Below are 25,894 nucleotides of genomic sequence, written 5' to 3'. Positions count from 1 at the left end.
TTTCCATGAAAACCGCAGGAAGTACAAGAATGGCTGATGCCCTGAAAGTCGGCATTGCGGGTCTTGGCACCGTGGGTGCCTCGCTCGTCCGGATCCTCCAAGAGCGCGCGGGTGAACTCGCGACGACCTGCGGCCGGGCCATTACGATTACCGCCGTCACGGCGCGCGACAAGAGCCGTGACCGTGGCGTCGACCTGTCCGCCATCACCTGGTTCGATACGCCTGAACAGCTTGCCGCCGAAGCCGATATCGACGTTTTCGTCGAGCTGATCGGTGGTGCCAACGGCCCTGCCGCAAACTCGGTCCGCACCGCGCTTCAGCGTGGTCTCCATGTGGTGACCGCCAACAAGGCGCTTCTCGCCGCCTCGGGTGTCGAACTTGCGACGATCGCCGAGGAAAAGGGTGCGCTGCTGAATTTCGAAGCAGCCGTTGCCGGCGGTATCCCGGTCATCAAGGCGCTGCGTGAATCGCTGACCGGCAACACCGTGTCGCGCGTCTACGGCATCATGAACGGCACCTGCAACTACATCCTCACCAAGATGGAGAAGGAAGGCCTTTCCTTCGCGGATTGCCTCAAGGAAGCCCAGCGTCTCGGCTATGCAGAAGCCGATCCGGCCTTCGACATCGAGGGCAACGACACGGCCCACAAGCTGTCGATCCTGACGACACTCGCCTTCGGCACGAAGATTGCCGCGGACGAGATCTATCTTGAAGGCATCACCAATATCTCGATCGACGACATCCATGCGGCGTCCGATCTCGGCTACCGCATCAAGCTTCTGGGTGTTGCCCAGCGCACCGAAAGCGGTATCGAGCAGCGCGTCCACCCGACCATGGTGCCGCATGACAGCGTCATTGCCCAGGTCGATGGCGTTACCAATGCAGTGGCGATCGAATCCGACATTCTCGGCGAGCTGCTGATGGTCGGCCCCGGTGCCGGCGGCAATGCGACGGCATCCGCCGTGCTTGGCGATATCGCCGACATCGCCAAGAGCCGTCCGGGCGCCCAGCAGGTCCCGGTTCTCGGCAAGCCGGCGGCAAGCCTTGCGCCCTACAGGCAGGCGCAGATGCGCAGCCATGAAGGTGGCTATTTCATCCGCCTGACGGTCGCCGACCGCGCCGGCGTGTTTGCCAGCGTCGCCACCCGCATGGCCGAAAACAGCATCTCGCTGGAATCGATCGTTCAGCGCGCCAAGCCGGCCGAGGGCGAAACCGACAAGACGATCATCCTCGTCACCCATGCCACGACCGAGGCGTCGGTCCGCAAGGCGGTCGAAGGCATCAAGGCCGAGACCTATCTGGTCGGCGAACCGCAGGTGATCCGCATCGAGCGCCCCAAGGCGCTCTGATCCTGAAAGACGCTCTCTGTTTGAAAGGCCGGGTATCGCCGCGATGCCCGGCCTTTCGTTTAAAACCGATTCCGGTTTTGAAAATCATCGGCTAAGGATAGCGGATGAACACGAAGATCTTTTCCCCCATCGTTCCGCCAGAGCCGGCCGACCCCGTGCAGCGCGCCTTTCTCGGCGTCGAGCGCTCGGCATCCGGCCAGCGCTGGATGTCGCGCCTCGATCAGGGCGGCCAGAACCGGGCGCTGGCGATCGCCCAGGTTCACGGCGTCCCCGAGATCGTCGCACGCGTGCTCGCAGGCCGTGGCGTGGGAATAGACGACGCGCCGGCATTTCTCGATCCGACCATCCGCTCGCTGATGCCCGATCCGCTGACCTTGACCGATTGCGACAAGGCCGCAGCCCGGATTGCGCAAGCGATCGCCAGGCGCCAGCGCGTCGCGATCTTCGGTGACTATGACGTCGATGGCGCGGCCTCCTCGGCACTGCTCTACCGGTTCCTCAAGCATTTCGACGTCGATGCCGAAATCTACATCCCTGACCGCATCTTCGAAGGCTATGGCCCCAATGTCGCGGCCATGGAACAGCTCATCGAGCGCGGTGCCGGACTGATTGTCACCGTCGACTGCGGCTCGACCAGCCACGAATCACTGGCCGCAGCGGCGGCAAAAGGCTGCGACGTCGTCGTCATTGACCATCACCAGATGGGCACCGAACTGCCGCCTGCAACCGCGCTCGTCAATCCGAACCGCGAGGACGATCTCTCCGGTCAGGGGCATCTCTGTGCCGCCGGCGTCGTCTTTCTCGTGCTCGTCGCCACGGCCCGCGTGCTGCGCGAGGCCGGTGACAGGCGTGCGGCCGATCTCGATCTCCTCTCCTGGATCGATCTCGTGGCGCTCGCCACTGTCTGCGACGTCGTTCCGCTGAAAGGCCTGAACCGCGCCTATGTGGTGAAAGGTCTGATCGCCGCCCGTCACATGAGCAATGCCGGCCTGGCCGCTCTGTTCAAGAAGGCGGGGCTCTCCGGCCCCGTCACGCCCTATCATTTCGGCTTTCTGATCGGTCCGAGAATCAACGCCGGCGGCCGTATCAGCGATGCGGCGCTCGGCAGCCGCCTCCTGACGCTCGACGACGACGTGCAGGCAGAGGAAATCGCCGCGCGCCTCGACGAACTCAACCGCGATCGTCAGACGATGGAAGCTGCGATGCTGGCCGAGGCGGAAGCCGAGGTTCTGGCCGAGTATGGAGACGGCGAGGGCGCCAACGTCCTCGTGACCGCCCATGATGGCTGGCATCCGGGTATCGTCGGCCTTCTCGCCGCGCGCCTGAAGGAAAAGTTCAAGCGCCCGGCCTTTGCCATCGCTTTCGATTCGCAAGGCAAGGGTGCCGGCTCCGGCCGCTCGATCAACGGTTTCGACATGGGCCACATGGTCCGCGCCGCCGTGGATGGCGGCCTGCTGGTCAAGGGCGGCGGTCACGCGATGGCGGCCGGCCTCACCGTCGAGCGCGCCAAACTCGGTGCGCTGCGCGCCTTCTTCGAGGAAATGGCGGCATCCCGCGTGCCGGCGCTCGTCTCCAGCCATTCGCTCAAGATCGACGGTGCGCTTTCCGCCTCGGGCGCAACGCTGGCGCTGTTCGACCAGCTGGAAAAGGCCGGTCCCTATGGTTCGGGCCACCCGCAGCCGATCTTCGCCATTCCCGCCCACCGATTGCGCGATGTGCGCCCGGTCGGTACGGCGCACATCAAGATCACGCTCGAAGCCGCTGATGGCGCGCGTCTCGATGGCATAGCGTTCCGCGCTGCCGATACGCCGCTCGGTGACCTGTTGATGAATTCCCGTGGACTGCAGATCCATGCCGCCGGCACGCTGAGCGCCGATTACTGGCAGGGCAATCGCCGCATGCAGATCAGGCTTCTGGATGCCGTGAAGGCGTCTTGATCAACGTCGAAAAAGAGAAGGGGAGTGGCACGCCCTAGGGGAGTCGAACCCCTCTTTTCAGAATGAAAATCTGACGTCCTAACCGATAGACGAAGGGCGCGTGCGGTGAGCGCTCTAATAGGGGCTGCTTGATGAGTCCGCAAGCGAAAAATGTATCTGTGCGACAGAAAAATTACAGCGCGGCAATACGCGTGCAAATCCGCTTTTCGTCTGTGATCGTAATAACTTGGGAGAAGGGGAGTGGCACGCCCTAGGGGAGTCGAACCCCTCTTTTCAGAATGAAAATCTGACGTCCTAACCGATAGACGAAGGGCGCGTGCTGTGGCGCCCTTATAGGGGCGGTTTTGAAAGACCGCAAGCGCAAAAATGCACTTTCGGACGACAATTTTAGAAGCGCTCCAAACCCGTGGATTGACGCGGATATCTGTTTGGAAACAAATACTTGGGAAAAGGGGAGTGGCACGCCCTAGGGGAGTCGAACCCCTCTTTTCAGAATGAAAATCTGACGTCCTAACCGATAGACGAAGGGCGCGTGCTGTGGCGCCCTTATAGAGAGGGGATTTCTTTCCCGCAAGCGCCAAAACGCGCTTTTCTTCAAAAAAATGACAGCCGCCTTGCGCCTGTGGGAAATCGCGGAATAAGCCGCGCAATCAGCAGCTTAGCGGAACCCCTTGAGCGTCGGTTCCGCAAGTCGGGACGGTTGCCGGCGTATTCGAACTGAATACGCTGCGCCGCGCCGCGCTGACGCCGGCCCCACCTTGCGGCGCGACCGGCGCCATCGAGGCAGTACCATTCGCCGGTACTTGCGCCACAGGAGCCTGAGCCTGCGGCTGTGCGGACGAGAATATGCTGAAACTGCCGGCCTGCACCCCGGTCGGTTGAGTCGTCATGCCGGCGATCGACGGCGGTGCTTCGGGGAATGCGTTGGTCGCCGCAGCCGGCGAGGCGGCGGAACGTCCCGCCTGCGCGCCGGCGCGCGCCGACGTCTGCCCGCCTGCTGTCGAGATCATGGGATCGACATAACGGCCGGAACGAGATGCGCGGCTGCCGTCAGGCGTGCCATCGGCGCCGGGCGCCGTGCCGACCAGAGGAATAGTCGCGCCATCACCCGTGTCGGCAGCCTCCTTGCTGGTCGAGCAGCCGGCAAGAACCGTTGCCATGCCGATGATGAGCGCGCCGCGAACAAGCGCCGTCCGTTTGGGCGGCAAGGATACGGGCGGTAAGGATGGTTGAGGGGAAGGGGCGAATTTCAATGGACATGCCTCTTGGCCGTTCTGCGCCTCATGCGCCGGCGAATCATGTCCGAAGAATCGCCCGAATGACCCGATCGGGCAAGGGGCAGATATGAGTGAGGAGAGAAGACGGCGGCGCGCAACACGCCGCTGTCGCAATTTCAAAGCTTACCAGCTGCCGATATTCGGCGCGGATGCCCAGGGTTCGGCGACCGGCAGGTTTTCGCCCTTCTGCAGAAGTTCGATCGAAATCCCGTCCGGCGAGCGCACGAACGCCATGCGACCCTCGCGCGGCGGGCGGTTGATGGTCACGCCGTTCTTCTGCAGGTGCTCGCAGAACTCGTAGATGTTGTCGACCTCATAGGCGAGATGACCGAAATTGCGGCCACCGGTATAATCCTCGGTGTCCCAGTTATAGGTCAGTTCGAGGCAGGGCGCCTGGGTCTCGCTCGCCTGGGCGACATCCTTGTCACCAGCCAGGAAAACGAGCGTAAAGCGTCCCTTGTCGTTTTCGATGCGGCGGATCTCTTTCAACCCGAGCACCGTTGTGTAGAAATGAAGGGAGGTTTCCAGATCCTTGACCCGGACCATGGTGTGGAGATAGCGCATTCTGGTCTCCTCATTGATGCAGTGCGACCGCACCCGATATGGATCAGCCGCCAGCCTGGAGCAAGCCACCGCGACTAGAAAGGGAGTGAATAAGAAGAACACGAGACTTGCGCTGGACGGTTGGCGCAATGTTAATCTAATGTCTAAGAATCAGTTAACCGTCGTGTTGTGACGCGTAACCGAGGGGCCGATTGAATATGGCAGACAGGATGTCATCGAAGGGCATTGCGACGTTCGAGGAACTCGCAGGCGAACCAGTCGACCTCGTCGAGATCACCGGCGTGGTGAAATGGTTCGATGTCGCCAAGGGTTTTGGCTTCATCGTACCGGACAACGGCATGCAGGACGTGTTGTTGCATGTCACCTGCCTGCGCCGCGACGGCTACCAGACCATTCTGGAAGGCACGCGCATCGTGGCGCTCGTCCAGCGACGCGAACGCGGCTACCAGGTCTTCCGCATTCTCTCCATGGACCAGTCGACGGCTGTTCACCCGTCGCAGATGCCGCCGGTGCGCACCCATGTTCAGGTCACGCCGACGAGCGGGCTGGAGCGCGCTCTGGTCAAATGGTTCAACCGCACCAAGGGCTTCGGCTTTCTGACGCGCGGCGAGGGGACCGAGGACATCTTCGTCCATATGGAAACGCTGCGTCGCTTCGGTCTGGCCGAACTGCGCCCCGGACAGGTCGTTCTCGTCCGCTTCGGACCCGGCGACAAGGGGCTCATGGCGGCAGAAATCCACCCGGACAACGTTGTCCCGGCAAGCCGGTCGCACTGATGTCGCGGGCGTCATCCGCAGTAGCCCAGTCTTCCGTCGCGTCACGGGTGGCCTTGGTTTCAAAAGCGGCCGTACTCGCGGTCTCCATAGCATTGTCAGGCGTCGCCACGGCAGGAAATGCCATTGCGCAGACGCAAGATCAGCAGGTCGTGTTCGGCAAGTCCGAACTGACCATCCAGACCAAGGCCGGCCGCTATCATCCTTTCACCGTCGAACTGGCGCTGAACAATGATCAGCGCGCTCACGGCCTGATGTTCCGCACCCAGATGGCGGCGGATGCCGGCATGCTGTTCGATTTCGGCGCCGTGCGCCCGGTTGCCATGTGGATGGAAAACACCGTCCTGCCGCTCGACATGCTGTTCATCCAGCTGGACGGCACGATTTCACACATTCGCCAGAACGCGGTTCCCTATTCGCGCGAAGTCATCGATTCGCACGGACCCGTCCGCTATGTGCTTGAACTCAATGCAGGTGCGACACGAAAGCTCGGCATTCGCGTCGGCGACAAGGTCATCGGCAAGGCAATTCCGGGCAGCGGCTGATACTGAGAGAGAAAAATCGAATTTTGCAGTTGCGGCCTTGCCCGTAACCGTGTATCTCGCCTCCACCTTGGATACGGAGTGTAGCGCAGTCTGGTAGCGCATCTGGTTTGGGACCAGAGGGTCGGGAGTTCGAATCTCTCCACTCCGACCAAGTTTTCCCATCATATCAATAGGATGTAGCGCTGAACGTAGCGCGCCAATGCATGTTGCGCGCGCAGTGTGGGATTGATCGTGTGGCGAGAGCGAGCGGACCAGATGCCGCGCCAAGTAAGAGATCTTGGAATTCCAGACCCGACGAAAAGAACGGTGACAGAATTCGCCCCGACAGGCCCGGTCCGCCGCCGCCGTCAGTCCGGTGGGTGACGTGGCGAATTCTGTTAGATAAATCTAATATAAAATGCGATTCAAGCCAAGCCCGCGTAAGGCGTAAACTCACGTACGGCACGCTACGCATTAAGAATCTTGATGAAAATCATCGCGCTCAGCCGGTGGTCATTGCCGTTCTCATGACGTAGGAATGGCGTCATAGTCGAAGCCCGGATGCCCGCCCCATGCCCACCTTGCTCTCCGTCAATCTCAATGCAGTCGCCATGCTCCGCAATCGCCGTGATCTGCCATGGCCGAGTGTCGAGGCTCTGGGCCGGATTGCGCTGAAGGCGGGTGCGTCTGGTCTAACAGTCCACCCGCGCCCGGATCAGCGGCATATCCGCTTTGCCGATCTGCCTGTCATCCGCGCCCTGATCGACGACGAGTTTCCTCAGGCCGAGTTCAATATCGAGGGCTATCCGAGCGAGGATTTTCTGGCACTTTGCGAACGCATCCAGCCGGAACAGGTCACGCTCGTGCCGGATGATCCGTCGCAGGCGACATCCGACCACGGATTCGATTTCCGCCGCGATGGCGAAATGCTGAAGCCGGTCGTGGCGCGGCTGAAGAAATCCGGCATGCGCGTCTCGCTTTTTGCCGATGGCGACGGCGACGAGCAGGCGGTCGGGCTTGCCAGGGCGACGGGCGCCGATCGGATCGAACTCTATACCGGCCCCTATGGCGGCTGCTTCGATGCGCCCGAACGCGCCGCCGACATCCTCGAGGATCTCGGCAGGACCGCAGATGCCGCGCTGGCGCTCGGGCTCGGGGTCAATGCCGGCCATGACCTGACGGTCGAAAACCTCCCCGCATTGGTCAAGCGTATCCCTCGGCTGGCCGAAGTCTCGATCGGCCACGGTCTGACGGCCGATGCCCTGGAATACGGAATGGCTGAAACGGTGCGTCGTTTCCGCCGCGCCTGCGGCCAGAAGATCGACTGATCCACGACCCGATTCGCGGCCGCGCACCCGCGTCAGGTGGATTGGAGATATGCGCTCAGCGCATTTGTCCTTGATTCCGATCAAGATAAGACAATGTGCCGCAGTTCGGTTTTGCCGCAACTCGGACTAAGAGCACGCTGCCATGCAGCAATAAGTTGTCATTCGTCAGTCAGGGAAATGCCTAAGGTGACCAAGCACAGGATCGTCGTCGTCGGTGGAGGATTTGGAGGACTGCAAACTGTCCATGGGCTCGCGGGAGCCGGGGCAGAGATTACGCTGATCGACCGGCGCAATCACCATCTCTTCCAGCCGCTTCTCTATCAGGTCGCGACGACCGTCCTTGCGACCTCCGAAATCGCCTGGCCGATCCGCCGGCTGTACCGCGATCGCAAGGATGTCACGACGCTTCTCGATGAAGTGCTCGACGTCGATACGGAGGCAAAGGCCGTCAGGCTCAGCTCGGGCCACACGGTCAATTACGACACGCTCGTTCTGGCAACCGGCGCCCGCCATGCTTATTTCGGCCGTGACGAATGGGAAAGCGTTGCTCCCGGTCTGAAGACGCTGGAGGACGCGACGACGCTGCGCCGCCGCATCCTGCTCGCCTTCGAGCGTGCGGAAGCCGCCGAAAAGACGGCCGATCTCGATTCGCAGCTGACTTTCGCCATCATCGGTGCCGGTCCGACCGGCGTTGAAATGGCCGGCATGATCGCCGAACTTGCCAACAAGGTTCTGCCGAAGGAATTTCGCCGCATCGATACGACCCGCACACGGGTTCTGCTGATCGAGGCCGGCCCGCGCGTTCTGCCGGCCTTTACCGAAGACCTGTCGGCCTACACCAAGTCGGCGCTCGAAAAGCTCGGCGTCGAAGTGCATGTCGGCAAGCCGGTCACCGCCATTACCGAGGAAGGTGTCACCGTCGGTGATACGTTCATTCCGTGCCGTACCGTCGTCTGGGCCGCCGGCGTCCAGGCGTCGCCGGCCGCCCGATGGATCGGCTCCGAGGCCGACCGGGCAGGGCGCGCCGTCGTCGGTCCCGATCTGGCGGTCAAGACGGATCCGAGCATCTTCGTCATCGGCGACACGGCGCTTGTCACCCAGGAAGACGGCAAGCCGGTTCCCGGCATTGCGCCCGCCGCCAAGCAGCAGGGTTCCTATGTTGCCAACGTCATCAAGGCACGGCTTCAGAGCAAGGCTGCGCCTGCTCCCTTCAAGTACAAGCACCAGGGCAGCCTGGCGACGATCGGCAAGCGCGCCGCCGTCATCGATTTCGGCAAGTTCAAGCTGAAGGGTGGGCTCGCCTGGTGGATATGGGGTCTCGCCCATATCTACTTCCTGATCGGCACCCGCTCACGCGCAGCCGTCGCTTGGAGCTGGCTGTGGATCTATCTGTCCGGCCAGCACAGCGCTCGCCTGATCACCCAGAAGGAAACGGTCAAGGACGAGTCCTGAGGCGCGTCGCCGCAGAATGTGGCATCGCTCACCTAAGTCATGCTCGGGCTCGTCCCGAGTATTTCAACGTCTAGTCTTGTTCTGCGGGAATGGCACCTCGGGTCGCGCCCGAGGTGCATGATAGCCAGCGGCTTTCGACGCGGCCTTCTGCCCTTACACCACCACGCCGGTGCGTGACGTGTTGATCGTCAGCTTGCGTTCGGCGCGTTCCTGCTGCGGCGAGCGGTTATAGACCTCGCGGTAGCATTTGGAAAAATGTGACGCCGAGACAAAGCCGCAGGCGACCGCCACTTCCACCACCGGCATGGAGGACTGCACAAGCAGGTGCCGTGCCCGGTCCAGCCGGATTTCCAGATAGTAGCGGGCTGGAGAACGGCCCATTTCCTGGCGGAACAGCCGCTCAATCTGACGGCGCGACAGGTCTGCATCGTCGGCGATCTCGATCAGCGACAGCGGCTCGGCCAGATTGTTCTCCATCAGCTCGATGATCGACAGGACCTTGGAGTTCTGTACGCCGAGACGCGCCCTGAGGGGGAGGCGCTGGCGATCATGCGGATTGCGCACCCGGTCGGTCAGCTGCTGCTCGCAGACCCGGTTGACGAGGTTGTCGCCGAAATCCTGGCCGATCAGGTTGAGCATCATGTCGAGCGATGCCGTGCCGCCGGCGCAGGTATAGAGATTGCCGTCGACCTCGTAGAGATCGGCATAGACCTCCGCCTGCGGGAATGCTTCGGCAAAGCCCGGCAGGTTCTCCCAATGGATGGCGCATCGCTTGCCGTTGAGAAGCCCCGCCTGCGCCAGCACATGCGCGCCGGTGCACAGGCTGCCCACTGCAATGCCGCGGTTATAGGTTTCGCGCAGCCAGGCATTTACCGACTTGTTGTTGAATTCCTCGACATAGACGCCGGAACAGACCAGCACCATGTTCGGCCGGTTCTCGCCGCCGAGATGACGCCGCTCGTCGGCCAGCGACGAATTGACCTCTATGCCGATGCCGCTCGACGAATATACCTTCTGGCCGTCGGCGGAACAGAGCCGCCATGTATAGGCGGTGTAGCCGAGCATGCGGTTGGCGATGCGAAGCGTCTCCACGGCCGCCGAAAACGGCAGCATGGTGAAATGCGGGACCAGAAAGAAGACGATCGCGCGCTTCTTGCCGGGATTCTTGCTGGTAAGATCCATTGTCGTCGTTCCCCTTGCTGCCGCTTGTTACGGTCTTGCACGTCGTGAATGCGACACTCGCATGGATGCTAGCGATTAGAAGAGCTTTTGACGACAGGGAAATGGCATTTTTGCGACATATAGGCGTCGCTGTCGTGACATGTGGTCGGCTTTCTGCCGGATGCGGTGGTTGCCGAAACGCGACATGGCCCGCGCGACGTGCTGCGGACCATGTCTAGAAGGCTATAGATCTCACTTTGGCCTCCGCCCTTGCCGTGTTGTGGCGCATGCGACAGGGGCGATCGTCATTTTCCAGCCATTGTCGGCCAGCCGATGTCCTTGCGGATTTCCTGCGGCAGGCCTTCCAGCATCCGCTCGGTCTTGCGGCGGTTCCAGTTGGCATGAACGCGTTCGGAGAAGGCGGAAATCCAGCTCTTCCTGGCTGTTTTGCCCTGTGCACGGGCCGATACTCTATGTTCGTCGAGATAGGTTATCATGGTCATGTTTCTGCTCCTTGGTGCTCTGCGTATCTGTCGGGCCATCGGTGGTCGACAGAGCCGCACGTCGTTCATCCATCATGTCTTCGGATGGGTGAGGGGTGTTTCATTCATGAGGGTGGTGGATCAGCGCCTCATTTCGATGATTGAGACTATCTGCCGGGTTTGACTTTCAATCAAACGAAATGATATGGTGCTTATGTTCAGAAAAATTGATGGATATCGCCATGACCGTCCCGTTCAGAACCCCTCTGCCATTGCTCGACAATGATGTCCTGCGCACCTTCGTCGCGATTGCCGAGACCGGCAATTTTTCCACCGCCGCCGAAGTGGTGCTGCGAACGCCATCGGCTGTCTCCATGCAGATCAAGAAACTCGAAGAGCAGCTGAAGACGACGCTGTTCCTGCGCGATGCGCGCTCGGTATCGCTGACCCAGAGCGGCGAAATGCTGTTATCCTACGCACGGCGCATGCTGGCGCTGTCCAACGAGGCGGTGTCGCGCTTCGTCATGCCGGAATTGTCGGGCGTGGTGCGGCTTGGCGCGCCGGACGACATAGCCGAGCGTCTGCTGCCGAGGCTCCTGAAGGATTTCGGCGAGCAGTTTCCCGGCATCATGGTCGATGTCACCGTCGATCAGAGCCTGCTTCTGAGGAAGCGGATGGAGGAGCAGCGCCTCGATCTGGCGCTGATCAACTGTGCCACGCGTCCGTTCCCGACCGGTGGCGAGATCATCCACACCGAAAAGCTGGTCTGGGCCGGCGCCAAATGCGGCACCGCCTATCTGCGCGATCCATTGCCCATTTCCGTATGGGAAGAGGGCTGCGTCTGGCGTCAGGATGCGATCTCGCAGCTGGACAGGCAGAAGCGTCCCTATCGCATCGCCTATGCGAGCGCCCACACGATGGCGCAACGCGCGGCGGTCGTTTCCGACCTCGCCATCGCGCCGTTCCCGCTCTCCTACATAACCGACGACATGCAGGTGCTCGGCTCCAAGGAGGGCATGCCGGAACTGATCAGCTTCGATATCAGGCTGATGACCGCGCCGAACCTGTCGGTACCGGCCAAGGCCGTCGCCGAGGGCATCAGGGACACGTTCAGCTCGCTGGATGCGGTCGCTGCCTGATCTTGTCACGACAAAGCCGCTGCACGGCGGTGCTCACTCGCGCGAGCGCCGCCGGCGGCGTCCACCGTCGGTACCGGCGTCGGCAACCGCCTTGCGCTCCGGCAATGTCACGACCATGCCGAGATGGGGAAACGCATCGACCTTGTTGGGCAGCGCCATCGCTGCGACGAAATGCTCCTGGAATTTCGCCTCCAGCGCCGTCTCCACCTTTTCGATCACGGTGACCGTCTTTTCGATTTCGCGCCGGTAATCCCGGTTGAGCAGGCACATGCGGGCACCGGTACCGGCGGCATTGCCGACAGCCTTCACCTGCGCGAGGTCGCAATCTGGGATCAGGCCCAGCACCATCGCATATTTCGGATCGATGAACGTGCCGAAGGCACCGGCCAGCCCTATTCCATCGACGTGATCCACCCCCTGCTTGTCCAGCAGCAGCTTGACGCCCGCATAAAGGGCCGCCTTGGCAAGCTGTATGGCGCGCACGTCGCCCTGCGTGACGGTGATCCGCGGCGTACCGTCATGCAGCAGATAGGAGAAGGTGCGGCCATTCTCGACGATCAGGGCGCTGCGCGCGGCCATCGCCCCATCGATCACGCCGTCTTCGGAAATGATCCCCGCCAGATACATTTCGGCGATCACCTCGATGATCCCGGAGCCGCATATGCCGGTCACGCCCACCGCGTCTGCCGCCTCGGCAAATCCCGGCTCGTCCGACCACGGCTCCACGCCGATCACCCGGAACCGCGGCACCAGCGTCACCGGGTCGATCCGAACCCGCTCGATCGCCCCCGGCGCAGCGCGTTGCCCGGATGAAATCTCCGCCCCTTCGAAGGCCGGCCCGGTCGGCGAGGAGGCGGCAACCACACGCGCTCGATTGCCGAGCACGATTTCCGCATTGGTGCCGATATCGACGAGCAGCATCATCGCGTCCTGCCGGTGCGGACCTTCCGACAGGGTCGCTGCCGCCGCATCGGCCCCTACATGCCCGGCAATGCAGGGCAGGAGATAGGTCCGCGTGCCGGCGTTCATCGGCAGCCCGATCTCCGACGACCTCACCTCGACCGCACCGGACACTGCAAGCGCAAACGGCGCGCCGCCCAGTTCGGTCGGGTCGATGCCGAGAAACAGGTGGTGCATGATCGGATTGCCGACAAAGACGCTGTCGAGGATGTCTTCGCGCGCAATCCCGCCATCAGCGCAAACCTTGTCGATCAGCCCATTCAGCGCCTCGCGCACGGCGTCGGTCATCGCGGCCCGCCCGTTCGGGTTCATCATCACATAGGAGACGCGGCTCATCAGGTCTTCGCCGAAGCGGATCTGCGGGTTGGATGTACCGGCTGAGGCGACCGTTCGACCGGACAGAAGCGACGAAAGATGCATGGCGATGGTCGTCGAGCCAATATCGCAGGCAATGCCATAGGCCTCGTTCTTGAGGCCCGGATAGAGCGCGATCAGGCGAGGGCGCTCGTCGTCGCGGTCCTTGTGGATCGCCGCCGTCACCTTCCACTCGCCACGGCGCAGGATCTGCTGCACCTGCGGTACGATATGGAAATCCACCTCCACATCATCAAAATGCCAGTCGCTCGCAAGCGCCGCCTTCAGCCGGTCGAGATCGCCGAGCGGCTTTTCCATGTCGGGTTCTTCGACCTCGACATAGCACATGCGGACCGCCGGATTGCGGTCGAACACCCGCTCGTCGGCCGCCTTGCGCACCACCTGGGCGTTGATCACCGTATCCTGCGGCACGTCTATGACGAGATCGCCGAGGATCTGCGTCGAACAGGAGAGGCGGCGTCCGGAAGGCAGGCCGCGCACCCGGTCGTACCGTTCCTCCTTCGGCCCTGTCGCCGAGATGTGCTCGACCGAGGACGTGATCCCGTGCTTGGCGAAACTGCCTTCCTGCACGGAGATCTGGCATCGCCCGCAGGTGGCCCGCCCGCCGCACACGCTTTCCACATAGACCCCGAGCTGCCGCGCAGCCTCCAGCACAGGCGTACCCACCGCAAACCGGCCACGCTTGCCGGACGGCATGAACAGGACGAGGGGATCTATATGTGCAGCGTCCGCCATTCTAACTCGCTTACTCCGTCCTCGCGCCGGCACCAGCCCTGGCAGCCCTGCCTCCGCGCCGCCCGCCGCCGGCAGACGGGGCGGGGGCAGCCATTGCGATCCCGCCTTCCGCTGGCTTGTGGTCGCGATAGGTCATGATCCAGTTGCCGCAGTTCTGGTCGGTGCCGTTCAGCACGTTGGCGGCGCGCACCGCTTCCATTTCCTGTGGCCGGCAGGGGTTCATGATCGCCGACGTCATGCCCGCGCCGATCACCATCGGAATGAAACCGGCGTTGATGCCATGGCGATGCGGCAGGCCGAAGGAAATGTTGGAGAGCCCGCAGGTCGTGTTGACCTTCAGCTCCTCGCGCAGGCGCCGCAGCAGTGCGAACACCTGCAGCCCTGCCGAGCCGAGTGCGCCGATCGGCATGACCAGCGGATCGACGACGATATCATGCGGCTTGATACCGTAATCGGCCGCCCGCTCGACGATCTTCTTCGCCACCGCGAACCGCACATCCGGGTCCATCGAAATGCCGGTCTCGTCATTCGATATGGCCACGACAGGCACGTCGTATTTCTTGCAGAGCGGCAGGATCGCTTCCAGCTTTTCTTCCTCGCCGGTCACCGAATTCACCAGCGGCCGTCCCTTGGCGACCTTCAGCGCCGCCTCGATAGCAGCACTCACCGAACTGTCGATCGACAGCGGCACATCGACCAGTCCCTGGACGATCTCCAGCGTCTGCACGAGCAGGCCGGGTTCTGTCTCGTTCGGGTTGACCGAGGTGACGCCGGCATTGACGTCGAGCATGGTTGCGCCGGCTGCCACCTGTTCCAGCGCATCCTTGATGACGGTGTCGAAATTGCCCTCGATCATCTCCGCCGCAAGCTTCTTGCGGCCCGTCGGGTTGATCCGCTCGCCGATGACGCAGAATGGCTGGTCGAAGCCGATGATGACTTCCCGTGTGGCGGATGCGACGATGGTGCGGGTCATTGCGGTCTCCGGCTGGGATAATGAGGGCTGTGGGAAATAAGGAATGCGTTCAGTCGCGGCGCGTCATGCGGTGTCCCGTCCGCCCGCCTTGACCAGCGCAACGAGCCTGTCCTTGTCATAGGTGGCTTCCAGCTCAGCGGCAGCGCGGTCCGCCTCCACTTCCAGATCGTCGGTAACGGCAACCGGATCGGCCTTACGCCATTCCGCCAGATAATCGCCCGTTTCCGCAGCGCCCGTGCGCATCGCGCACATGTCGATCGCTTCGGTAAAGCGCAGCGAAAGCTCGCGTTTGGCGGTCTGGCGACCTTTCTTGATGATCACCTGGGCAGGAATATCCCGCCAATAGACGATAATGCGATCGGCCAACTCAACTCCTCCTCGTTCTCGTCAGCATGCATCCGCAAACGCCGCCCGTCTGCGCTTGCCACGACGTCGCAAGTGGCCAAAAGCGACGTCGCTTCGATAGCCTCAGGCCGAGCGCATGGCCGCGCTCAGGTCGCCATAGCCGGTGAAGCGGTATTCGTAGGCAAGCCCCAGATAATCCGCCGCTGCCCGCGCCTTGTCCTGCAGGCCTGTGTCCTCTTCCTGCGACAGATAGATCAGCCTCTCGTAATTGCCGAAATACATCGCCTTCAGCTCCGGATGCCGGTCGAGGCCGAGCGGTTCGATGACGAAGGCGCGGAACTGCCGGGCGAGAAAATCGGTGAGGAAGAACGACATCAGGTCGTCGTCGGCTTTCGCGGTGAAGACGTCATTGCCGGAAAAGAAGGAATAGCAATGCGGCCCTTTGATGCGGGCGATCCCCTCGCGCTCGCAAAGCCTGTCGATCTCGCCGCCGGTGCCGCAATCGGCATAGGCGAAAAATATTTTATCGAACCCTGCGGCGCGCGCTTCGGCGACTGCCGCCTCAAGCCCCGGCACGATCTTTTGCGGGTAGGCATGCCAGATGGCGGGCAGGCAGTTCAGGTCGATATGGTCGAGACCCTGCTGTCGGGAAACGGCCAGAATTTCCCGTGCGATCGCGCCGCACGCGATCACGTGAACTTTTTCGCGACTTGTACGTTCCATAGCCGGAAAATCAATTTCCGACACATTTTGATCCTTACCCATCGGAGTATTCCATCATGACGGCCAAGACAGTTACCCTTGCTGCTGCCCTCTTCGCGATCACGGCTTCCCTCACGTCCTGCGGCAATACCATCCGCGGCATGGGACAGGATGCGGCCAACACCGTCAATGCCACGCAGGACGCCGGTCGCCGGGTAGACGGCGCGGCTTCCCGTTAAGCGCATTCCTGGCCGAGATATTCACCGCGCCTGAACCGGCGCGGTGAATATTTTCATCAGGCGCCGGCACCCAGGCTGTTGTGCCGCCGGGCAATGAAATCCTTGGCCATTTCGACAGCGATCGCCGCATCGCGGCAATAGGCATCGGCCCCCACGGCCTTGCCGAATTCCTCGTTCAGCGGCGCGCCGCCGACCAGCACGACATAGTCGTCGCGAATGCCCTTTTCCTTCATCGTGTCGATCACGACCTTCATATAGGGCATGGTCGTCGTCAGAAGCGCCGACATGCCGAGAATGTCGGGCTTTTCGCGTTCGATCGCGTCGAGATAATTCTCGACCGGATTGTTGATGCCAAGGTCGACCACATCGAAACCGGCGCCTTCCATCATCATTCCAACGAGGTTCTTGCCGATGTCGTGGATGTCCCCCTTCACCGTGCCGATCACCACCTTGCCGAGCTTGGGCGCTCCTGTCTCGGCGAGAAGAGGACGCAGGATGAACATGCCGGCCTTCATCGCATTGGCCGACAGCAGCACTTCCGGAACGAAGAGAATACCGTCGCGAAAGTCTATGCCGACGATCCGCATGCCCTCGACAAGCGCCTGGGTCAGCACGTCATAGGGCGTCCAGCCGCGCTCCAGCAGGATGTTGGTGGCTTCCTCGATCTCCTCCTTGAGGCCGTCATAGAGATCGTCATGCATTTGTTGGACGAGTTCGTCGTCGGAAAGCTCGGAAAGAATGATATCGTCTTCGGACATGAATTCTCTTCCCTCGTTGATGGCGTTTCCCAAATCGCCTGAGTTGTCCTGGGTGCCATTGACACCTGCAACTATGTCTAGCGTTATTTTGTTTCGCAATTTCTTTCGTAAGCGACAGAACCGCGTCGGAAAGAGAATGGTCGCAAGGGAGGCGGCTTTGCGGGCGAGGGGCGTCGCGAATGTCTGTCTCGCGCCAATGCGTGACGCAGGAAGGCAGGAGAGGCTGCCGCCATCGGCCTAGCATGCGATGCAGGAACGAAGCCAACAAACGGCATGGGTGAGGAAAATCATGGACGATATCAGCCAGGAGACGGATCAAGGCGCAGGCTCCGGTCGGCGTGGTCGTGGCGAGCGGGGAGCGGCCGGCCGCAGGGCTGCCCGCACCGGCGGCGGTCCCGGTCCATCCTTGCCCTACATCACCCGCAGGATCGGCGCCTATGAGGTGCTCGATGAGGCGGGTCTGGAACTGATCGAGCGCAATGCAGACACGATCCTCGAGGAAATCGGCATCGAGTTCCGTGACGACGAGGAAGCGCTGGAACTCTGGGCCAAGTCCGGCGCGGACGTGCGCGGCAGCCGCGTGCATTTCCCCAGGGGCCTGTGCCGCGAGCTTCTGAAAACCGCGCCGAGCGAATTCACCTGGCATGCCCGCAACCCGGAACGCAGCGTCCATGTCGGCGGCAAGGCAACGATCTTCGCACCCGTCTACGGCCCGCCCTTCGTCCGCGATCTCGACGGCAACCGCCGTTATGCGACGATCGAGGATTTCCGCAATTTCGTGAAGCTCTCTTATCTCGCCCCGTCGATGCATTCCTCGGGCGGCACGGTCTGCGAGCCGGTCGATGTGCCGGTCAACAAGCGCCATCTCGACATGGTCTACAGCCATATCAAATACTCCGACAAGCCCTTCATGGGCTCGGTCACCGCGCCTGAGCGCGCCGAAGACACGATCGCCATGGCCAAGCTCGTCTTCGGCGACGAGTTCGTCGAGAACAATTGCGTCACGCTCAACCTCATCAACGCCAACTCGCCGATGGTCTTCGACGGTACGATGCTTGGCGCGCTTAAAGTCTATGCGCGCCACAACCAGGCCTCGGTCGTTTCGCCCTTCATCCTGTCGGGCGCAATGAGCCCGGTGACTGTCGCCGGCACGCTGACGCAGATCCTTGCCGAAGTTCTGGCCGGTGCCGCAACCACCCAGCTTATCCGTCCCGGCGCACCGGTCCTGTTCGGCACGTTTGCCGCCTCTATCTCGATGCAATCGGGTGCGCCGACCTTCGGCACGCCGGAGCCGTCGCTCGTCTCCTATGGTGCAGCCCAGCTCGCCCGCCGCCTCGGCCTGCCGTTTCGCACCGGTGGCTCGCTCTGCGCCTCCAAGGTGCCCGATGCACAGGCAGCGCACGAATCGGCCAACACGCTCAACATGACGCTGCTGGCCGGCACCAATTTCGTCCTGCATGCCGCCGGCTGGCTCGAAGGCGGTCTCGTCTCGTCCTATGAGAAATTCATGATCGACCAGGATCAGCTCGGCATGATGCAGAAAATGGCCGAAGGCGTCGATCTGTCGGCCGAAGGCCAGGCGCTCGACGCGATCCGCGAAGTCGGCCCAGGCAGTCATTATCTCGGTTGCGGCCACACCCAGGCGCATTTCCAGACGGCCTTTTACCGCTCGCCGCTCGCCGACAACAATTCCTTCGAACAGTGGGAGATCGAAGGCGCAAAGCGTATCGAGGATCGTGCCAATGCGCTGTGCCGCTCCTGGCTCGACGCGTATGACGCGCCGCCGCTCGATCCGGCGATCGACGAGGCGCTGCTCGCCTTCATCAAGGACCGCAAGGATTCGATGCCCGACGCCTTCACCTGAAGAGAGCCCGAGGCCGCCAGGGAGCAAGGCGGAGCGCGGAAGGTCGCAGACTTCATTCAAGGCAGCGTCTGGCGTCCGCATTACGAATATAAAGGGCCGCGCTAGAGGCATGAGCGGCTCGTCCTCCCTTTGTCGCGAGATAGAAACGGCCCTGCGACCGAGCGGCATCCTCACGCGCGGCACGGTGGATTTTTCGCAAGGCGAGGGGCCATTGCTCGAAGACGGCAGCCATGCCGCCTCCGTGATCCTTCTCGGCAATGTCGGCGGCTCGATCTGGCCGGAATTCTCGCGCTGGCGACAGGGCCATGACGGTCCTGATCCGCTCGACGCATGGTCGAAGCACGTCATCCGGCCACTCGCAAAAAGTCTGGGCGGTACCGCCTATTTCCCATCAGACCCGCCATGGCAGCCGTTCCAGCAATGGGCCATGCGTGCGGAAGGTATCGGGCCGTCGCCGCTCGGAATTCTCATCCATCCAAGCTACGGCCTCTGGCACGGTTATCGCGGCGCGATCGGCCTCAAGGAGGCGATTGGCGTACCTGTCTCCGCGCGGCGACATGTCTGTGAGACTTGCGTCGGAAAACCCTGCCTCACCGCCTGTCCGGTCGCGGCCATCGCGCCCGATCCCGCGGATTTCGCCCTCGTCGCCTGTCGTGGCCACCTTGCGACGCAGGCCGGCGTGGGGAAAGGGCGACGGGAGGAACAGGGGAATTGCATGGTCGCCGGCTGTCTCGCCCGCAACGCCTGTCCCGTCGGGGCCACGTACCGTTATCCACCGGAGCAGATCGAATTTCACATGCAGGCCTTGGCGTGATGCGCGTCATAAATGCGCATTGCGTCTTCCTGCCGACGCGTTACATTCTTCAATGCTGAACGATGAAAACACCTGGGAGGAGTGATTTTATGAAACGCATGTGGCCCGACGAATTCGACTACATTTTCGAAAACGCCGAGACTGTGACGCTGGAAGCGCCGGCTTTCACCAGCAAGGATGGCCTTCAGCATGAGGCGATCAATCGCAAGGCCTTGAAGGTTCGGCTGCCTGACCAGGATCTGGAATGGCTATGGCCGCTCGCCGAAGCGCGCTATCGGCTGGGCGGAGAGCGGACCGGTCAGGCCGTCACGCTGATCGCCAACAACCCCCATTATCATCCATGGCATCCCGCCGATGGCGGCACCGAGGAGATCGTCACCGAGAGCGGTGCAAGGCGCAGCAGGAAATACATCACGGCCTTCTTCCTGCTGGATGACGTAAGCGAGGCCGCCGTCGCGGCCTGACCGCCTGCGATGTCCGCGGAATGATGGATTGCGAAGAAGGAGGCCGGTCGATCAGACCGGCGCCTTCGGATAGGCCCGTTCAAGTCCGCCGGAGCGGGACAGGCCTTGCCGGAATGCTTCATAGGCGGGGTGCTGGCTGGATTTTGCCGCTTCCGCAAGCCGGATCTGCATCCGGTCGGGGGCTGCGTGTCCCAGCCATTCGCCGCATTTCTGCAATTTCAGCGTATTGAGGAACGGCGCTTCCGAAGCCTGATCGAGATGGAGACGCAGGCCGGCCAGCATCAGCTCGTCGCTTGCCGGGCTTTCCATCAGAAGCTTCAGCCAGTTCTGCTTGTCGTCGGAAAGGCTGGCCAGTCCTTCTGCGACCGTTTCCCTGCTGCCGATCGGCGATACGCTCGTCATGTTCTTGTCCCCGTTGCCGATAAGGCCGTTCCAGCAAAAATGCTCTAACCCCGGCGACGTCGGCGTTCCCGGCCGGAATCGCCGCCGGATTCGCTCGCCGTCTTATTGCGGAGAGGGCCGATCTTGTCGACGATTTCCTCGATCGTCGGGCGAGGCCGCGGTGTATAATCGTCGAGTGCCGAGCGCATCGCGGCCAGATGCTCGCAGGACGTGCCGCAGCAGCCGCCGATGATCTTTGCCCCGGCATCGCGGGCAAGCCGCGCATACTCCGCCATCAGCGGCGGCGTGCCGGAATAGAAGATCTCCGAGCCGCGAAATTCCGGGATGCCGCAATTGCCCTTGACGATGACGATCGCATTCGGCTCGGCCTCGGTCATGTCGATCAGCGACGACAGGATATCCGAAGCGCCGACGCCGCAATTGGCTCCGACGGCTTCCGGACCGGAACCGATATCGGCGGCCACGCCGTGAATATCCTTCGGGTTCAGCCCCATCATCGTCTTGCCGGCCGTATCGAACGAGCCGGTATAGGTATAGGGCAGGCCGACCTTCACCGCCGCTTCCGCGGCCGCGCGGATCTCGTCTACGGCCGACATGGTCTCGATCCAAGCAACATCGACGCCGCCGGCCTTGAGGCCTTCCATCTGCTCGACGAATGCCGCCACCGCATCCTCGTAGGACATCGCGCCCAGCGGGATCAGCAGCTCGCCGGTCGGCCCGACGGAGCCGGCGACGATCACCTTGCGTTCCGCACCATCGGCAACTGCGCGGGCAATTTCCGCTGCGCGCTTGTTGAGGTCGAAGACCCGGTCCTGCGCGTGATGCAGCTTCAGCCTGTGCCGGGTGCCGCCGAACGTGTTGGTGAGAATGATGTCGGCGCCCGCATCGACGAAATCCTGATGCAGCTTGGTGATCCGCTCGGGATGCGCCTCGTTCCACAATTCCGGCGCTTCGCCGGCCTCGAGACCTGCTGCAAAGAGATTGGTCCCCGTTGCGCCGTCGGCCAGAAGAACACCTTTTTCGGCAAGCAGATCGGTCAGTGGATTTGGTGTCGGCATCGCATCCTCCAGCGGGTGACCCTATGCGGGCGTTCCTCATAACGAGATATAAAGAACGCCCTACAGGGTTTCAACGCGATGCCATGCGCAACCTGCGACCTCGGCGGCTCTTATTCCGCCGCCATCCTGGATGCGTCGGAACCCGCCGGCGTCACCATGGCGGCGATCATCGTCTGCATGTCGAGCGTGCCGATCGGCGCTCCGGTGTCGTCGACAACTGTGGCCTTCGCCATGCCGCTCTCGGTCATCGCCTTGGCGGTGGCTTCGAGCGTGGTGGTGGCTTCGATCCGCACACCGTCCGCCAATCCGTCGAAAGGCTTCATCACCGTCTTCGCCTGGATCACGCGGCCGCGGTTCACCTCCTTGACGAACGAGGAGATATAGTCATCGGCCGGTGACAGGACGATGTCCTGTCCCGTTCCCTGCTGCACGACCTGACCGTCACGTAGAATGGTGATCTTGTCGCCGAGCCTCAGCGCCTCGTCGAGATCGTGGGTGATGAACACCACGGTCTTCTTCAATTCCGCCTGCAGGTCGAGAAGCACTGTCTGCATGTCGACGCGGATCAGCGGATCGAGCGCTGAATAGGCCTCGTCCATCAAAAGGATGTCGGCATCGTTGGTGAGCGCACGGGCAAGCCCGACGCGCTGCTGCATGCCGCCGGAAAGCTGGTTCGGATAGTGGTTCTCGAACCCGGAAAGACCGACGCGCTCGATCCAGTTCTGCGCCTTCTTCGTGCTTTCCGAACGCGAGATCCCCTGGATGTCGAGGCCGTAGACCGTGTTCTCGATCACGGTACGATGCGGCAGCAGCGCGAATTTCTGGAACACCATCGCCGTCTTGTGGCGGCGGAAATCGCGAAGATCCCGCTCGCTCATGCCGCAGACATTGACGCCGTCATAGATGACCTCGCCGGCGGTCGGCTCGATCAGCCGGTTGATGTGGCGGATCAGTGTCGATTTGCCCGAACCCGACAGGCCCATGACGACGGTGATGCCGCCAGCCGGCATCGATATGTTGATGTCTTTCAGGCCCAGCACATGGCCGTGGCGCTCGTTGAGTTCGGCCTTGGAAAGCCCGTTCTTGACCGCCTCGACATGCGCGCGCCCATTCGGGCCGAATATCTTGTAGAGGCCTTTGATTTCGATGCCGTGACTAGCCATGGACCACCTCCGAATGACGCTGAAGACGCTTGCCGAAGGCCTGGCTGGTGCGGTCGAAAATGATGGCGATCGCCACGAGCGCAAAGCCGTTGAGGAAGCCGAAGGTGAAGAACTGGTTGTTGATCGCCTGCAGCGTGTTGCGGCCAAGCCCGCCGACACCGACCATCGAGGCGACCACGACCATGGCAAGCGACATCATGATCGTCTGGTTGATGCCGGCCATGATCGTCGGCAAGGCTAGCGGCATCTGCACGTTCCACAGCTTCTGTCCCGGCGACGAACCGAAAGCATCGGCCGCCTCCAGCACTTCCTTGTCGACCAGCCGGATACCGAGATTGGTCAGGCGGATCATCGGCGGCACGGCATAGATGACGACCGCGATCAGCCCCGGCACCTTGCCGATGCCGAAGATGACGACGACGGGGATCAGATAGACGAAGCTCGGCATCGTCTGCATCACGTCGAGGATGGGGTTGACGACACCCTGGATACGGTCGGAGCGCGCCATCAGGATGCCGATCGGCAAGCCGATGATGATGGCGATCAGTGTCGAGACGGTGACGATCGCAAGCGTCGTCATCGTGTCCTCCCACAGCCCGAACAGACCGATGAAGAACATGCCGATCGCTGTGCCGATGGTGATCCTCACGCTGCGGCTGCCGAAATAGACGATCAGCAGCATGACGACCAGCACGATCGACCACGGCGAGTTGGTGAACAGCCGTTCCAGATAGTTGAGGAACAGCTGCAGCGGATGCATCACGATGTCGATGAAGCCGCTATATTCGCGCACGAGGCCTCTGAAACCGTCGTCGATGACCCGGCGCGCTTCGCGGATATAGCTGTCGCTGATCGCCGGGAACCGACACAGGGCTCGGGGCAGAAATTCGCAGATCGCCATGCTTTTCCCCTTTGTGTTTATTTTGGTCTGGGCCGGTCCGCCGGCCGCACTGCGACATGGCTCTCGCGCGCGGTCTTCGCTGTCGGACGGGCTGCATTACGCAATGGCGGACATGCCTCACACTAAGGCGCGATATGTGCACGAAGGCAGGCAATGTGCGAATGACGGCGAGGGCACGCCGTCATTCGTGTCGTAATGCATCAGAGCGATGCCTTGACCTTTTCGGCAACGTCCGGCGAAACCCACTTTTCCCAGACTTCCGGCATGGTTTCGAGGAAATGCTTGGCGGCGTCCTCGTTGGTGCCCTGGTTGTCCGTCTGCCAGGCGAGGATGCCGTTGACGGTAGCGTTCGACCATTTGCGCGCCTTGACGTAATCCATGGCGACGCCCGCCTTGTCGGCGAATTCCTTGGTCACGACGGTAAAGGCCTGCGAGGTCGGATAGGAGTTGATCTTCGGGTTGGCGCAATCGGGAACAGCCGTGCAGGCGTCCCAGTCGGCCTTGTCATGCGGCGCGTCGAAGGAAAGCTTCACCATCTCGTACTTGCCGAGAATGGCGGTCGGCGCCCAGTAATAGCCGAGCCAGCCGGTCTTTTTCTCGAAGGCGCTGGCGATAGAGCCGTCGAGGCCCGCGGCAGAACCCGTATCGACGAGGTCGAAACCCTTGTCCTTGGCGCCGATCGCCTTGTAGAGATTGGCGGTCGAAACCTGGCAGTTCCAGCCCGACGGGCAGTTGGTCACGGCACCCTTGGATGGGTCTTCCGGCGCCGGGAACAGGTCGGGGTGTTCGAGCGCCTGCTGCACGGTCTTGATGTCGGGATGCGCGTCGGCCAGGAATTTCGGGATCCACCAGCCTTCGACTGCGCCATCGGCGAGAATTTCGGCGGCCTCGATCAGGCGGCCTTCCTTGACGGCGGCATCGAGCGGCGTGCGTACGGCATTCACCCAGAACTCGGGCGCCATGTCCGGTTGACCCTTTTCGTTCATCGAGGTGAAGGTCGGCATCGTGTCGCCGGTAACCAGCTCGACGGTGCAGTCATAGCCTTCTTCGAGGATGATCTTGTCGACATTGGCGGCAACGCCCGCGGACGCCCAGTTCATTTCGGCGATCGAGATGGAGCCACAGTCTGCCTGGGCAGCGCCCGCGAATGCATAAAGACCGGCTGCAAAGGCGGTGGAAGCGAGGAGTTTTTGCATCGTTAAGACCTCCCAGTCTCATTGTTGAAAAATCAGGTTCGGAGCCGGTGCTAGCGAAATCCGATGACGAAGACATGTCAGAGGCAGCCGAGGCTGCGCGCATTGCGTTTGGCTGTTCCCGATGCGTCTTCTTTTTGTCTGGGCCATCGCCGCAGATAGTGCGCATTTCCGTTTCAGCAGGGGGCAGCGTACGGCCTAAATCAAATAAATCAACAGTAGCTGTCAGTGACGCTTATCGTTCCGGACAGCGTAACGTGTTGGAAGAACGTGATTTGTCGGATGTGGAAGGTCTAAAAGCGGTCAAATGCCGTCTATCTGCGCTGTTGGATTTGCGCTTTACGCGGTGCAGACAGGAAAGGCGGAAAAGTCACGCCTGAGATTTGACGTTTTATAGTCGATTAGCGCCGTTGTGTGCGCTGCAAGTTTTTTTGACGTTCGACAGGAATAAGATGTTTTTGCGACAAAAGCATGTCCCGGACGACCATAATAACCATCCGGTAACGATGTCCGTCTAATGATCCGGCCGTGGACGGGATAGTCCGCAAGTGGCGCCGGACTTGGTAGTGCGTACCGGCCGCCCTTGTTTTTGTTTTCCTGACATCTCGAAATGCCGAGTGCGACGAGGCCCCGCAAGGCCTCTCCGCCTGTGTTCAGCCGAGGTTAGATATGCGGATGAAGCCGAAGATCGAACGCTTCTCGCTGTCCGAGGTGCGGGCCTCGCGGAAGGCGCGCGGAGCTTCGGAGTTCCAGGCAATCTGGACGCCTTTGTTGTTCCTGAAAACGTAGAGCATGTGGGTGTTTCCTCGGTGGCCGCGACCATCTCGCGAAGCCTTATGTTTGATCGCTCAAATACGCCTGAGCGAAGCGCTCCACAACGCGGCAAGTCGTCATGTCGTGTCGCAATCAAGATAGTGCGTCAAAATGCGCGGGCTCCTTGTATTTCAGGGGCCGCGGCGGCC

Annotated in this window: 26 protein-coding genes and 4 tRNA genes; 12 read left to right on the top strand and 18 right to left on the bottom strand. The window is 61.8% G+C overall.

Going from position 1 to position 25,894, the window contains the following annotated elements; genetic code table 11:
* The first annotated feature begins 29 nt into the window (after positions 1–29).
* Complete coding sequence (locus AC0JZ4_RS15660; RefSeq protein WP_471887273.1) at positions 30–1,349, top strand: homoserine dehydrogenase; 1,320 nt, start codon at positions 30–32, stop codon at positions 1,347–1,349.
* Positions 1,350–1,453: 104 nt separating this feature from the next.
* On the top strand, positions 1,454–3,286 hold the full coding sequence (recJ, locus tag AC0JZ4_RS15655; RefSeq protein WP_471887272.1) for a single-stranded-DNA-specific exonuclease RecJ: 1,833 nt from the start codon (positions 1,454–1,456) through the stop codon (positions 3,284–3,286).
* Positions 3,287–3,311: 25 nt separating this feature from the next.
* On the opposite strand, the gene AC0JZ4_RS15650 is transcribed toward recJ, so the two are convergent.
* The 5 genes from AC0JZ4_RS15650 to gloA all read right to left on the bottom strand — a co-directional run bounded on the left by AC0JZ4_RS15650 (position 3,312) and on the right by gloA (position 5,127).
* A tRNA-Glu gene (locus tag AC0JZ4_RS15650) sits at positions 3,312–3,386 on the bottom strand.
* Positions 3,387–3,527: 141 nt separating this feature from the next.
* A tRNA-Glu gene (locus AC0JZ4_RS15645) sits at positions 3,528–3,602 on the bottom strand.
* 141 nt (positions 3,603–3,743) lie between these two features.
* Positions 3,744–3,818: transfer RNA gene (locus AC0JZ4_RS15640), tRNA-Glu, on the bottom strand.
* Between the two features lie 118 nt (positions 3,819–3,936).
* Entirely contained in the window at positions 3,937–4,494 is a 558-nt protein-coding gene (locus AC0JZ4_RS15635; protein WP_471887271.1) for a hypothetical protein, read from the bottom strand.
* A 192-nt stretch (positions 4,495–4,686) separates the two neighbouring features.
* Positions 4,687–5,127: a lactoylglutathione lyase gene (gene gloA / locus AC0JZ4_RS15630; RefSeq protein WP_471887270.1), complete on the bottom strand. Its 441-nt coding sequence runs from the start codon at positions 5,125–5,127 to the stop codon at positions 4,687–4,689.
* A 197-nt stretch (positions 5,128–5,324) separates the two neighbouring features.
* On the opposite strand from gloA, the gene AC0JZ4_RS15625 reads away from it, so the two are divergent.
* The 5 genes from AC0JZ4_RS15625 to AC0JZ4_RS15605 all read left to right on the top strand — a co-directional run bounded on the left by AC0JZ4_RS15625 (position 5,325) and on the right by AC0JZ4_RS15605 (position 9,204).
* Positions 5,325–5,903: a cold-shock protein gene (locus AC0JZ4_RS15625; protein WP_471887269.1), complete on the top strand. Its 579-nt coding sequence runs from the start codon at positions 5,325–5,327 to the stop codon at positions 5,901–5,903.
* On the top strand, positions 5,903–6,445 hold the full coding sequence (locus tag AC0JZ4_RS15620) for a DUF192 domain-containing protein (protein ID WP_471887268.1): 543 nt from the start codon (positions 5,903–5,905) through the stop codon (positions 6,443–6,445). Before AC0JZ4_RS15625 ends, AC0JZ4_RS15620 begins: the two co-directional genes overlap by 1 nt.
* A gap of 74 nt (positions 6,446–6,519) precedes the next feature.
* Positions 6,520–6,596 (top strand) — tRNA-Pro (locus AC0JZ4_RS15615).
* A gap of 400 nt (positions 6,597–6,996) precedes the next feature.
* A complete protein-coding gene (locus AC0JZ4_RS15610; protein ID WP_471887267.1) occupies positions 6,997–7,752 on the top strand; it encodes a pyridoxine 5'-phosphate synthase in 756 nt (251 codons plus the stop codon).
* Between the two features lie 186 nt (positions 7,753–7,938).
* Positions 7,939–9,204 carry an NAD(P)/FAD-dependent oxidoreductase gene (locus AC0JZ4_RS15605; RefSeq protein ID WP_471887266.1) on the top strand — a complete coding sequence of 422 codons (1,266 nt, stop codon included), beginning with the start codon at positions 7,939–7,941 and terminating at the stop codon, positions 9,202–9,204.
* Positions 9,205–9,357: 153 nt separating this feature from the next.
* Here the strand turns inward: AC0JZ4_RS15605 and AC0JZ4_RS15600 are convergent, their stop codons facing one another.
* Positions 9,358–10,386, bottom strand: coding sequence for a GlxA family transcriptional regulator (locus AC0JZ4_RS15600; protein ID WP_471887265.1), 1,029 nt, complete (start codon positions 10,384–10,386; stop codon positions 9,358–9,360).
* 284 nt (positions 10,387–10,670) lie between these two features.
* Entirely contained in the window at positions 10,671–10,868 is a 198-nt protein-coding gene (locus AC0JZ4_RS15595; protein WP_471887264.1) for a hypothetical protein, read from the bottom strand.
* A gap of 179 nt (positions 10,869–11,047) precedes the next feature.
* On the opposite strand from AC0JZ4_RS15595, the gene AC0JZ4_RS15590 reads away from it, so the two are divergent.
* Positions 11,048–11,986: a LysR family transcriptional regulator gene (locus AC0JZ4_RS15590; protein WP_471887263.1), complete on the top strand. Its 939-nt coding sequence runs from the start codon at positions 11,048–11,050 to the stop codon at positions 11,984–11,986.
* Between the two features lie 33 nt (positions 11,987–12,019).
* Here AC0JZ4_RS15590 and AC0JZ4_RS15585 read toward each other — a convergent pair whose 3' ends face one another.
* The 4 genes from AC0JZ4_RS15585 to AC0JZ4_RS15570 all read right to left on the bottom strand — a co-directional run bounded on the left by AC0JZ4_RS15585 (position 12,020) and on the right by AC0JZ4_RS15570 (position 16,139).
* Positions 12,020–14,056, bottom strand: a complete 2,037-nt coding sequence (locus AC0JZ4_RS15585) for an ASKHA domain-containing protein (protein WP_471887262.1) — start codon at positions 14,054–14,056, stop codon at positions 12,020–12,022.
* Between the two features lie 10 nt (positions 14,057–14,066).
* Positions 14,067–15,029, bottom strand: coding sequence for a methyltetrahydrofolate cobalamin methyltransferase (locus AC0JZ4_RS15580; protein WP_471887261.1), 963 nt, complete (start codon positions 15,027–15,029; stop codon positions 14,067–14,069).
* Positions 15,030–15,092: 63 nt separating this feature from the next.
* On the bottom strand, positions 15,093–15,395 hold the full coding sequence (locus AC0JZ4_RS15575; RefSeq protein ID WP_471887260.1) for a virulence factor: 303 nt from the start codon (positions 15,393–15,395) through the stop codon (positions 15,093–15,095).
* A gap of 102 nt (positions 15,396–15,497) precedes the next feature.
* The gene (locus AC0JZ4_RS15570) at positions 15,498–16,139 is read right to left on the bottom strand and encodes a DUF1638 domain-containing protein (protein WP_471887259.1); all 642 of its coding nucleotides are present in this window, start codon (positions 16,137–16,139) and stop codon (positions 15,498–15,500) included.
* A gap of 14 nt (positions 16,140–16,153) precedes the next feature.
* On the opposite strand from AC0JZ4_RS15570, the gene AC0JZ4_RS15565 reads away from it, so the two are divergent.
* Positions 16,154–16,315 carry an entericidin domain-containing protein gene (locus AC0JZ4_RS15565; RefSeq protein WP_471887258.1) on the top strand — a complete coding sequence of 54 codons (162 nt, stop codon included), beginning with the start codon at positions 16,154–16,156 and terminating at the stop codon, positions 16,313–16,315.
* 56 nt (positions 16,316–16,371) lie between these two features.
* Here AC0JZ4_RS15565 and AC0JZ4_RS15560 read toward each other — a convergent pair whose 3' ends face one another.
* Complete coding sequence (locus AC0JZ4_RS15560; protein ID WP_471887257.1) at positions 16,372–17,073, bottom strand: corrinoid protein; 702 nt, start codon at positions 17,071–17,073, stop codon at positions 16,372–16,374.
* A gap of 298 nt (positions 17,074–17,371) precedes the next feature.
* Between AC0JZ4_RS15560 and AC0JZ4_RS15555 the strand changes: the two genes are divergently transcribed.
* The 3 genes from AC0JZ4_RS15555 to AC0JZ4_RS15545 all read left to right on the top strand — a co-directional run bounded on the left by AC0JZ4_RS15555 (position 17,372) and on the right by AC0JZ4_RS15545 (position 20,215).
* Complete coding sequence (locus AC0JZ4_RS15555; protein ID WP_471887906.1) at positions 17,372–18,937, top strand: trimethylamine methyltransferase family protein; 1,566 nt, start codon at positions 17,372–17,374, stop codon at positions 18,935–18,937.
* Between the two features lie 109 nt (positions 18,938–19,046).
* Positions 19,047–19,751, top strand: coding sequence for a ferredoxin family protein (locus AC0JZ4_RS15550; protein ID WP_471887256.1), 705 nt, complete (start codon positions 19,047–19,049; stop codon positions 19,749–19,751).
* An 89-nt stretch (positions 19,752–19,840) separates the two neighbouring features.
* A complete protein-coding gene (locus tag AC0JZ4_RS15545; protein ID WP_471887255.1) occupies positions 19,841–20,215 on the top strand; it encodes a hypothetical protein in 375 nt (124 codons plus the stop codon).
* A gap of 51 nt (positions 20,216–20,266) precedes the next feature.
* Here the strand turns inward: AC0JZ4_RS15545 and AC0JZ4_RS15540 are convergent, their stop codons facing one another.
* The 6 genes from AC0JZ4_RS15540 to AC0JZ4_RS15515 all read right to left on the bottom strand — a co-directional run bounded on the left by AC0JZ4_RS15540 (position 20,267) and on the right by AC0JZ4_RS15515 (position 25,726).
* A complete protein-coding gene (locus AC0JZ4_RS15540) occupies positions 20,267–20,617 on the bottom strand; it encodes a hypothetical protein (RefSeq protein WP_471887254.1) in 351 nt (116 codons plus the stop codon).
* Between the two features lie 44 nt (positions 20,618–20,661).
* Entirely contained in the window at positions 20,662–21,675 is a 1,014-nt protein-coding gene (gene bmt / locus AC0JZ4_RS15535) for a betaine--homocysteine S-methyltransferase (RefSeq protein ID WP_471887253.1), read from the bottom strand.
* 110 nt (positions 21,676–21,785) lie between these two features.
* Entirely contained in the window at positions 21,786–22,838 is a 1,053-nt protein-coding gene (locus tag AC0JZ4_RS15530) for a quaternary amine ABC transporter ATP-binding protein (protein ID WP_471887252.1), read from the bottom strand.
* Complete coding sequence (locus tag AC0JZ4_RS15525; RefSeq protein WP_471887251.1) at positions 22,831–23,739, bottom strand: ABC transporter permease; 909 nt, start codon at positions 23,737–23,739, stop codon at positions 22,831–22,833. The genes AC0JZ4_RS15530 and AC0JZ4_RS15525 overlap by 8 nt, the downstream gene beginning before the upstream one ends.
* 200 nt (positions 23,740–23,939) lie before the next feature.
* On the bottom strand, positions 23,940–24,935 hold the full coding sequence (locus AC0JZ4_RS15520) for an ABC transporter substrate-binding protein (protein ID WP_471887250.1): 996 nt from the start codon (positions 24,933–24,935) through the stop codon (positions 23,940–23,942).
* Between the two features lie 650 nt (positions 24,936–25,585).
* Positions 25,586–25,726 (bottom strand): hypothetical protein, encoded by a 141-nt coding sequence (locus AC0JZ4_RS15515; protein WP_471887249.1) that lies wholly within the window; start codon positions 25,724–25,726, stop codon positions 25,586–25,588.
* Between the last annotated feature and the right edge of the window lie 168 nt (positions 25,727–25,894).

The sequence above is a fragment of the [Rhizobium] kunmingense genome, assembly GCF_977018605.1.
The sequence above is the reverse complement of the archived record's forward strand: the minus strand, read 5'-3'. Positions and strand labels throughout refer to the sequence as shown.

Bases quoted from the DNA above. Each gene is read 5' to 3' on its own strand.
- AC0JZ4_RS15590 (WP_471887263.1), top strand. From the start codon at position 11,048: ATGATATGGTGCTTATGTTCAGAAAAATTGATGGATATCGCCATGACC.
- AC0JZ4_RS15565 (WP_471887258.1), top strand. From the start codon at position 16,154: ATGACGGCCAAGACAGTTACCCTTGCTGCTGCCCTCTTCGCGATCACG.
- AC0JZ4_RS15515 (WP_471887249.1), bottom strand. From the start codon at position 25,726: ATGCTCTACGTTTTCAGGAACAACAAAGGCGTCCAGATTGCCTGGAAC.
- AC0JZ4_RS15550 (WP_471887256.1), top strand. From the start codon at position 19,047: ATGAGCGGCTCGTCCTCCCTTTGTCGCGAGATAGAAACGGCCCTGCGA.
- AC0JZ4_RS15625 (WP_471887269.1), top strand. From the start codon at position 5,325: ATGGCAGACAGGATGTCATCGAAGGGCATTGCGACGTTCGAGGAACTC.
- AC0JZ4_RS15560 (WP_471887257.1), bottom strand. From the start codon at position 17,073: ATGTCCGAAGACGATATCATTCTTTCCGAGCTTTCCGACGACGAACTC.
- AC0JZ4_RS15540 (WP_471887254.1), bottom strand. From the start codon at position 20,617: ATGACGAGCGTATCGCCGATCGGCAGCAGGGAAACGGTCGCAGAAGGA.
- AC0JZ4_RS15600 (WP_471887265.1), bottom strand. From the start codon at position 10,386: ATGGATCTTACCAGCAAGAATCCCGGCAAGAAGCGCGCGATCGTCTTC.
- AC0JZ4_RS15610 (WP_471887267.1), top strand. From the start codon at position 6,997: ATGCCCACCTTGCTCTCCGTCAATCTCAATGCAGTCGCCATGCTCCGC.
- AC0JZ4_RS15585 (WP_471887262.1), bottom strand. From the start codon at position 14,056: ATGGCGGACGCTGCACATATAGATCCCCTCGTCCTGTTCATGCCGTCC.
- AC0JZ4_RS15545 (WP_471887255.1), top strand. From the start codon at position 19,841: ATGAAACGCATGTGGCCCGACGAATTCGACTACATTTTCGAAAACGCC.
- recJ (WP_471887272.1), top strand. From the start codon at position 1,454: ATGAACACGAAGATCTTTTCCCCCATCGTTCCGCCAGAGCCGGCCGAC.
- bmt (WP_471887253.1), bottom strand. From the start codon at position 21,675: ATGCCGACACCAAATCCACTGACCGATCTGCTTGCCGAAAAAGGTGTT.
- AC0JZ4_RS15595 (WP_471887264.1), bottom strand. From the start codon at position 10,868: ATGACCATGATAACCTATCTCGACGAACATAGAGTATCGGCCCGTGCA.
- AC0JZ4_RS15660 (WP_471887273.1), top strand. From the start codon at position 30: ATGGCTGATGCCCTGAAAGTCGGCATTGCGGGTCTTGGCACCGTGGGT.
- AC0JZ4_RS15580 (WP_471887261.1), bottom strand. From the start codon at position 15,029: ATGACCCGCACCATCGTCGCATCCGCCACACGGGAAGTCATCATCGGC.
- gloA (WP_471887270.1), bottom strand. From the start codon at position 5,127: ATGCGCTATCTCCACACCATGGTCCGGGTCAAGGATCTGGAAACCTCC.
- AC0JZ4_RS15620 (WP_471887268.1), top strand. From the start codon at position 5,903: ATGTCGCGGGCGTCATCCGCAGTAGCCCAGTCTTCCGTCGCGTCACGG.
- AC0JZ4_RS15570 (WP_471887259.1), bottom strand. From the start codon at position 16,139: ATGGGTAAGGATCAAAATGTGTCGGAAATTGATTTTCCGGCTATGGAA.
- AC0JZ4_RS15520 (WP_471887250.1), bottom strand. From the start codon at position 24,935: ATGCAAAAACTCCTCGCTTCCACCGCCTTTGCAGCCGGTCTTTATGCA.
- AC0JZ4_RS15525 (WP_471887251.1), bottom strand. From the start codon at position 23,739: ATGGCGATCTGCGAATTTCTGCCCCGAGCCCTGTGTCGGTTCCCGGCG.
- AC0JZ4_RS15530 (WP_471887252.1), bottom strand. From the start codon at position 22,838: ATGGCTAGTCACGGCATCGAAATCAAAGGCCTCTACAAGATATTCGGC.